The following is a 7,904-nucleotide window of genomic DNA, read 5'->3' as shown; positions in this document are numbered from 1 at the left end:
CCGACCCCCTCCGGTGTCAGGCCGCACTAGCGGGCGCCAGCTTCTCGCACAGCAGGCCCGCCAGGCCGCGGATCGTTATGGTGGAGATGTCGGCCGACGGGATGCGCACCCCCGTTTCGGTCTCGATGCGGGTTCGTAGTTCGAGGGCGCCGAGTGAGTCCAAGCCGTATCCGGAGAGCGGCCGGTCGGGATCGACGCTGCGACGTAAGATCAGGCTGACCTGATCGGAGATCATCCTCCGCAGCCAGGTCGGCCACTCGTCCATCGGCAGGTCATCGAGCTCGGCCCGCAGTTTGCTTGTGCCCGTTTGGTTTTGTCCGGCAGAGCGAAATGCCTGCGCAAACGGGCTGCGCTCGGCCAAGAGCGCCAGCCAGGAGGTACCGGTGATCGGCGCATAGCCGGTATAGGCCCGGTCGTGGCGCAGTATGGCTTCGAATGCATAAGCGCCCTCGTCGGGCGCGATCGCAATGCTGGAATTCTCCGCCAGTGTGGTCGCGCGCCCGATCTCTGCCCAGGGCCCCCAGGCGATCGCGGTGGCCGGCAGCCCCCGGGCCCGCCTCCAGTGGGTGAAGCCATCGACCCAACTGTTGGCCGCCGCGTAGGCGCCCTGCCCCGGCGAGCCCACCAGCGCGGCCGCCGAGGAGAACGAGCAGAACCAGTCCAGCGGCTGGCCCTCGGTGGCGGTGTGCAAGTTCCACGCGCCGTAAACCTTTGCTGCCCAATCGCGTTCGATCAGTTCGTCGGTGATGTTGGTCAAGGTGGCGTCCTCCACCACCGCGGCCGCATGCAGGACGCCGCGCACGGCGAGCCCGGTGGCGGTCGCCGTGGCCACCAGCCGGCGCGCGGTGTCGGGCTGCGCGATATCCCCGCACTCCACCACGACGTCGGCGCCGGTCGCGCGGATCCTCTCGATCGTCTCCAGCGCGGTGTGCGTCGGCTGTGAGCGTGCGGACAGCACGACGCGCCCGCATCCCGCGGCGGCCATCCTTTCCGCCAGGAACAGCCCGAGACCCCCAAGACCGCCCGTGACGAGGTAGGCGCCATCAGGGCGGAAGACCGGGGCCTGCGCCGGCGGTACCGTCACCCGGTGGCGGCCGGTGTGCGGGACGTCGAGCACGATCTTGCCGGTGTGCCCGGCGCCGGCCATCGTCCGAATGGCGTTGCTGGCTTCCGCAAGCGGGTAGTGCGTGCTCTCCGGAATCGGGAGCACGCCGTCGGCGATGAGCCGGTACACGGTGGCCAACAAGTCGTGAACCCGGTCCGGTTCGCTGTACGACAGCAACGCCAGGTCGACGCCGTGGAACGCGAGGTTGGGCCGGAATGAGAAGAGGCCCAACCGGATGTCCCGCTTGCCGATTTCGATGAATCGGCCACCGAGAGCCAGCAACTTGAGCCCCGCGAGCTGGGCGGCGCCGGGGACCGAGTTGAGCACGATGTCTACGCCGTACCCGTCGGTCTGGCGCCTGATCAGGTCGGCGAACTCGGTGCTGCGCGAATCGTAAACATGCTCAATGCCCATGTCGCGCAGCAGTTGTCGGCGTTCCTCGCTGCCCGCGGTGGCGAAGATTTCCGCGCCCGCGGCCCGGGCCATCGCGATCGCCGCCTGTCCGACCCCGCCCGTCCCGGAGTGGATCAGCACGCGATCACCGGCCTTGATATGCGCCAGGTCGTGCAGGCCGTAATACGCGGTGGCGTGCGCGGTTGGCACCGCCGCCGCCTGCCCATCGGAGAGCCCGCCCGGCAGCGTGACCGCCAGGCGAGCGTCGCAGGTGATATACGTGCCCCAGCAGCCGTCGCCACACAGACCGCCGACATGATCGCCCACCTTGTGGTCGGTCACACCCGGTCCGACCGCGGTCACCACGCCGGCGAAATCGGTGCCCAGCTGCTGTCGCCGGCCCTCGAAGGCCGGGTAGCGGTCGAACGCGACCAGCACGTCGGCGAAGTTGATGTTGGAGGCACTGATTTCCACCTCAATCTGGCCCGGACCCGGCGTAACTCGTTCCCGAGCAATGAATTCCACCGACTCCAGATCACCCGGCGTGCGGATTTGCAGACGGACGCCGTCCCGCTCGAGGTTGGCGATGGTGGTGCGGCGCTCCTCGGGCCGCAGCGGGCTGAGGGCCAAACGCGCCGTGTACCAAGCGCCGTGCCGCCAGGCGGTCTCGTCTTCCTCCGACCCGGCGAGCAGTTGTCGGGCGAGCTGCTCTGCCTCGGTGTCGTCGTCCACGTCGATCTGGGTGACCCCCAGGTGCGGATGCTCGGAGCCGATCGCCCGCAGCAGGCCCCGCAGCCCGGCCTGCTCCAAATTGGGCACGTCGCTGGCCACCACCGTCTGGGCGTTGCGCGTGACGACGTAGAGGCGGGGGAGTTGGCCGGGCGTGTCGGGCAATTCGCGGATGACATGCACCAGGTGTTGCACGGACTCGAGGCCCAGCGCCGGTGACCGGTCATCGGCGTCACCCTTCCCGGTCCCCGCCGCGATCACCAGACCGCTGAATCCGCCGGCACGCAGACGATCTCGAAGCTGTTCGGAGTTCGAGGTGTGATCGGCGTGCGGCGGCCAGCACATCGTGGTGCATTGTGCGCCAAGGCGTTTCAGCGCTTCCGTCAACAGGGCAACGGCGTCGGCGGCGGTGCCGATGACCAGCCAGGCTCCGGGGTTGCGGTGTTCGGCCTCCGGCAGTTCTCGCTGCCGCCATTCGATCGTCAGCAATCGCTTGGCCAGCAGCCGTTCGTCGTGGTCGTTCTCGGCTGCCCCGGCACCCAATCGCAGCCCCTGCACGGCGAGCAGGACGGCCCCGTGCTCGTCGAGCATTTCGAGATCCGCCTCGACTCCGGAAGCATCGGCTTTCGTCACCCGTGTGTAGCAGTAGCGGGCTCCGCGGGCAGGGCCGTGGGAGCGGAGCCGCCGGAGACCGAGCGGCAAGGCCAGCACGTCTTCACCCAGGGTTTGCACTTCTGGGTGCGCCGCGACGGACTGGAAGCAGGCGTCCAGCAGCGCCGGGTGCACCCCGTAGGCATCTTGTTGCGAGCGGATTTGACCGGGTAGCGCGACCTCGGCCAGCACGGTGCCGGTTGCCTCCGAGCCGATGTGCAACGCGGTGAGTCCGCTGAATGCCTGACCGTACCGAACACCACGCTCGTCCAGGCGGCGGCGGACCTCGGCGCCGTCCTCGCTGCCCGGGTGCGCGGCGAGCAGCGCGGAGATGTCGTGCGCGGGCGGGGGATCCTCCGCCGCGGCATAGAGCCCGGCGGTGATCAACCGCACCTGGTCGCCCCCGTCCTCGGACTCCACCGCGAAATCGGCGACGCCCGTTGACGACAACGCCGCCGACGCTCCGATGGTGGTCTGTTCGTCCAGCAGCAGCGCCTGCTCGAAGTGCAAGTCACGGACCTCGGAAGCATCGCCGAAAACGGTGCGCGCCGCCGTCAGCGCCATTTCGCAGTAAGCAGCCCCGGGAAACACGGTGACATCGCGAACCTGGTGATCGCCCAGCCAGGGCTGGGCGGCGGTGCCGACCTCCGCCTGCCAGACATGGCGTTCCGGTTGCTCCTGCAAGCGCACGTGGGCGCCCAGCAGCGGATGCACCGCAACGGTGCAGCCACCGTGCGTTGAGGGTTGACCGCCGCGGCTCAACAACAGCCGACGATGCGTCCAGGTCGGCAGCGGTGCGTCAACCAGGCGGCCCTTCGGATAGAGCACGGAGAAGTCGATCGCGGCACCCGCGCTGTACAGATCCGCGACAAAGCCACGCAAGCCGTAGGGCTGTGCTTGCTCGCGACGCATCGCGGCCAGGGCGGCCAGCGGCATGTCGAGACTGCGGGCGGTCTGCTCGACCGCATGGGTGAGTAGCGGGTGGGGGGCCAACTCCGCGAAGACGCGGTAGCCCTCCTCCAATGCGGCCCGTACCGCCGGCGCGAAACGCACCATCTGGCGCAGGTTTTGCACCCAATACCCGGCATCGCAGACCGGCCGCTCGCGCGGGTCGTAGAGGGTTGCCGAGTAGAAGGGAATTTCCGGCGGCATCGGATGCAGCCCGGCGAGCGCGTCGGCCAGATCGTCGAGGATCGGATCCACCTGGGGGGAGTGCGAGGCGACGTCGACGGCGATCTCGCGGGCCATTACGTCGCGCGACTCCCAGGCCGCGACCAGGTCGCGCACCGTCTGGGTGGCGCCGCCGATCACCGTGGATTGCGGCGACGCCACCACCGCCACCACGGCATCGTCGACGCCCCGGGTCACCAATTCCGAAAGCACCTGCTGCGCAGGCAGTTCCACCGAAGCCATCGCACCCGCGCCGGCGATCCGCGACATCAGGCGGGAGCGCCGGCAGATGACGCGCAACCCGTCTTCCAGCGACAGCGCTCCTGCGACGACGGCCGCGGCGACTTCACCCAGGGAATGCCCGATGACCGCGCCGGGCTGCACCCCGTAGGAGCGCATGGTCGCGGCCAGCGCGACCTGCATGGTGAACAGGGTCGGTTGAACCCGGTCGATACCGGTCACGGTCTCCGAGGCGGTCAGCGCCCGGGTCACCGAGAACCCGGCCTCGCCGGCGATCAGTGGCTCGGCCGCCGCGACGGTCGCCGCGAACACCGGTTCGGTCGCCAGCAGCTGGGCTCCCATTCGAGCCCACTGCGAACCTTGTCCCGAGAAGACCCAGACCGGTCCGCGGTCATCCTGCCCGGCCGCGGCCTGATACGGGGTGTCGCCCTCGGCGACCTCACGCAGTGCGTTTACCAGCTCCAGCCGGCCACTGGCAATCACGGCGGTGCGTACTGGGCGGTGCACGCGCCGGCGCGCCAGGGTGTAGGCGAGGTCCGTGAGGGCTACATCCTCATGCGCTGCGACCCAGTCGCCCAGGCGGCCGGCGGTGCGACGCAATTCGTCGGCCGACGTGGACGATAGCGGGAAGAGCAGAGGTGCGGCCGACTCAGCTTCGGGCACAGCGGCTTCCGGAACCTGCGCCGGAGCTTGCTCCACTATGGCGTGTGCGTTCGTTCCTGATAGCCCGTACGACGACACCGCCGCCCGCCGGGGATGATGACCATTCGTCGGCCATGATGTGATCGTCTGCGGCACAAACAGTTTGGTGTCGACTGCGGCCATCTCGTCGGGCAGCCGTGCGAAGTGCAGATTCTGCGGGATCATGCCGTGCTGCAACGCCAGGATGGTCTTCATCAACCCGAGCGCTCCCGCGGCCGACTGCGCATGACCCAAGTTGGTCTTCACCGTCGCCAGCGCGCAGGGGACGTCGATGCCGTAAACGGCGGCCAGGCTTGCGTATTCGACCGGGTCACCGACGGGCGTACCGGTGCCGTGGGCCTCGACCATGCCGACGCTGCGGGCATCCACGCCGGCGGCGGCCAGCGCCGCTCGGTACACCGCGGTCTGCGCCGCGAGCGACGGGGTGGCGATGTTGACGGTGTGGCCGTCTTGGTTGGCGGCAGTGCCGCGGATGACCGCCAGGATCCGATCACCGTCACGCAGCGCGTCGGGCAGCCGTTTGAGTAATACGACGACACAGCCTTCGGCGGACGCGAACCCGTCAGCCGCGACGTCGAACGCATGACACCGACCTGTGGGGGAAAGCATGCCTTCCGCGGAACCCGCGACGAACTTCCGCGGATCCAGGATCACCGCCGCGCCACCCGCCAGGGCAAGGTCGCTTTCACCGTCGCTCAGGCTGTGGCAGGCCAGGTGCACCGCGGTCAAACCCGACGAACATGCGGTGTCCACCGTCATCGCGGGACCGTGAATGCCCAAGACGTACGCGATCCGCCCTGATGCCAGGCTGAAGCTGCTGCCGGTGAACCCGTACGGCGCCTCCACTGCGTTCGCATCGGCGGCCAGCAGTTGATAGTCGCCGTGCGTCAGACCGACGAACACACCGGTGAGCGAGTCGGACATGGTCTCTCGCGTCAGGCCGGCGTGCTCCATGGCCTCCCACGAGGTTTCCAGCAGCAACCGGTGCTGGGGGTCGATCGCGGTGGCCTCGCGTTCGTTGATCCCGAAGAACTCGCAATCGAAGCCGGCGACGTCGTCGAGGAACCCGCCCCACTTGGTCACCGACCGACCAGGAATCCCCGGCTGAGGGTCGTAGTATTCGTCGGCGTCCCACCGGTCCGGCGGCACTTCGGTGATCAGGTCGTCCCCACGTACCAACGCCTCCCACAGCCGCTCGGGGGAGTCGATGCCGCCGGGCAGTCGACAGGCCATGCCGATGACAGCAGTGGGAGTGAAAGTTGCTTTCTCCACGGCCGTTCACCTCTTCTTATCCGGCGGGGCGGTAAGCGCGCTTGAATTCGGAGTGGTCGTTGAGACCGCCTGGTCGAGTCAACGCATCTTCGACAATTGGTTGCGGCGGGAAACGCCCGATGCCGGACGGCATAGCGGTGCGCATTCCAATTGATCGATGTCCGGGCTGATGGTCCGAAATCGCCCGGTCCACCAGCGCAAAGACATAATCAACGTTCGGTTCGACGATCGAATAATCGGTCGTCCGCGGGAAAATTCGGCCGCCCACCTCGAAGAAATCGGCGCTGGGTGGTTCCGGCCCTTGCTGCACTTTGCTGATTACCGGACTAAGCAAATCTGGATTACCCAGAGTCCCGATATTTGCCAATGAGCGCGATCGGCATTTGGTACCCGAGTGGCCAGAGTTTCGCGGAGGCCAGACATTTGATTGTCGCCTCGGCAGGGGAAGGTCGGGGTCCTCAATCCCCATCCGACTTCGCCCGGCTCGAAGGCGTGGGAATGGACGACCGGATTGGCCCGGCCGCCGTCGCTTCGTCGTGGCGCGCCGCGAAGATGCAGCGCGAATGGCTGCGATCCCGGTCGCCCGGCATTCGGCTGCGTCTTGGGCGGAGGCCCGGAAGAAGTTGTCCCGCGCCGGTTGTCGCCGGCCGAGGCGAACTAGTTGTCGTTGTCGTTGTCGACGGGTTGATCATGCGCTCTCCCACACCGCAAGTCGACGTGTGTGCAACAAACCATACAGAAGGTCACCGCTGAGCGCGCCGGGTTGAGGCAAATTCTTCGAAGCGACCTAGGTGTTAGCTGTGCGTTCAGCCGCGAGTGGTCGCACGGCCGGCGGAGAGGCCTAGTGCGGGCGGTGTGCGCCTAGCGCGCCTGGCCCTGCGAGGCGAGGAAACCCGCGACGCCGCGGACCATCGCGTCGGCGTACTTCTGCCTGCCCTCTGCCGACTCCATCTGCGCCGAGTCCGCGGGGTTTTTCATGTTGCCGCATTCGACCAGGATCGACGGGTACTGCGCCAGGTTCAGCCCGGCGAGGTCCGAGCGTCCATACAGCCCGTTCTGGCCGATGTAGTTGGCCGGCGGGATACCCGAGGCCTGCATCTGGTCGCGCATGATCCGGGCGTACTGCACGGACGGTCCGGCCTGCACCTGGTTGAGCGGGGGGGCCGAATAGTTGACGTGGAATCCGCGGCCCGATGCCGGGCCGCCGTCGGCGTGGATGCTCAGGACCGCATTGGGGTGCAACGCATTGGCCATGTTGGCGCGCTCGTCGACGCACGGCCCCAGCCCGGTGTCGTTGCCGCGCGCCATGGCGGTCCGGACGCCGAGGGCGTTCAACTCCGCGCGAACCCGCAGCGCGGTGTCCCAGGTGAAGGTGTGTTCCTGGTAGCCGCTGTTGGTCGACGTCCCGCTCGCCTGGCAGTCCTTGGTGCCCCCGCGGCCCGTCGGCACCTGGCGGCCGATGGACGCGTCGTTGGAGCCGTTGTGGCCGGGATCGATGAACACCACCATGCCGGCGATGTTGGAGGGGACCCCCCATGCCGGCGGGGCGGCGGTCGGGGTGATCGCGACCGAAGCGGTAACCAGCGCGCCGATGACCAACCTGATGCCGACACGCCTGCTCACTCGTAGGTCCACGGCGCAA

The 7,904-nt window shown here is 68.1% G+C and carries 3 protein-coding genes; all 3 read right to left on the bottom strand.

All coding sequences use genetic code 11. From position 1 onward, the window contains the following. Positions 1–16 precede the first annotated feature (16 nt). On the bottom strand, positions 17–6,262 hold the full coding sequence (pks2, locus tag A5750_RS11530; RefSeq protein WP_067262851.1) for a type I polyketide synthase: 6,246 nt from the start codon (positions 6,260–6,262) through the stop codon (positions 17–19). Positions 6,263–6,278: 16 nt separating this feature from the next. Beyond that, positions 6,279–6,572: a hypothetical protein gene (locus A5750_RS11525; protein ID WP_066955872.1), complete on the bottom strand. Its 294-nt coding sequence runs from the start codon at positions 6,570–6,572 to the stop codon at positions 6,279–6,281. A gap of 551 nt (positions 6,573–7,123) precedes the next feature. Then, a complete protein-coding gene (locus tag A5750_RS11520) occupies positions 7,124–7,897 on the bottom strand; it encodes an Rv3717 family N-acetylmuramoyl-L-alanine amidase (RefSeq protein ID WP_082948018.1) in 774 nt (257 codons plus the stop codon). Positions 7,898–7,904: the final 7 nt, after the last annotated feature.

Source organism: Mycobacterium sp. 852002-51613_SCH5001154 (assembly GCF_001667425.1).
Taxonomy (GTDB): Bacteria; Actinomycetota; Actinomycetes; order Mycobacteriales; family Mycobacteriaceae; genus Mycobacterium.
Note: the sequence above shows the minus strand (reverse complement) of the source record. Positions and strands in the feature narration are given on the sequence as shown.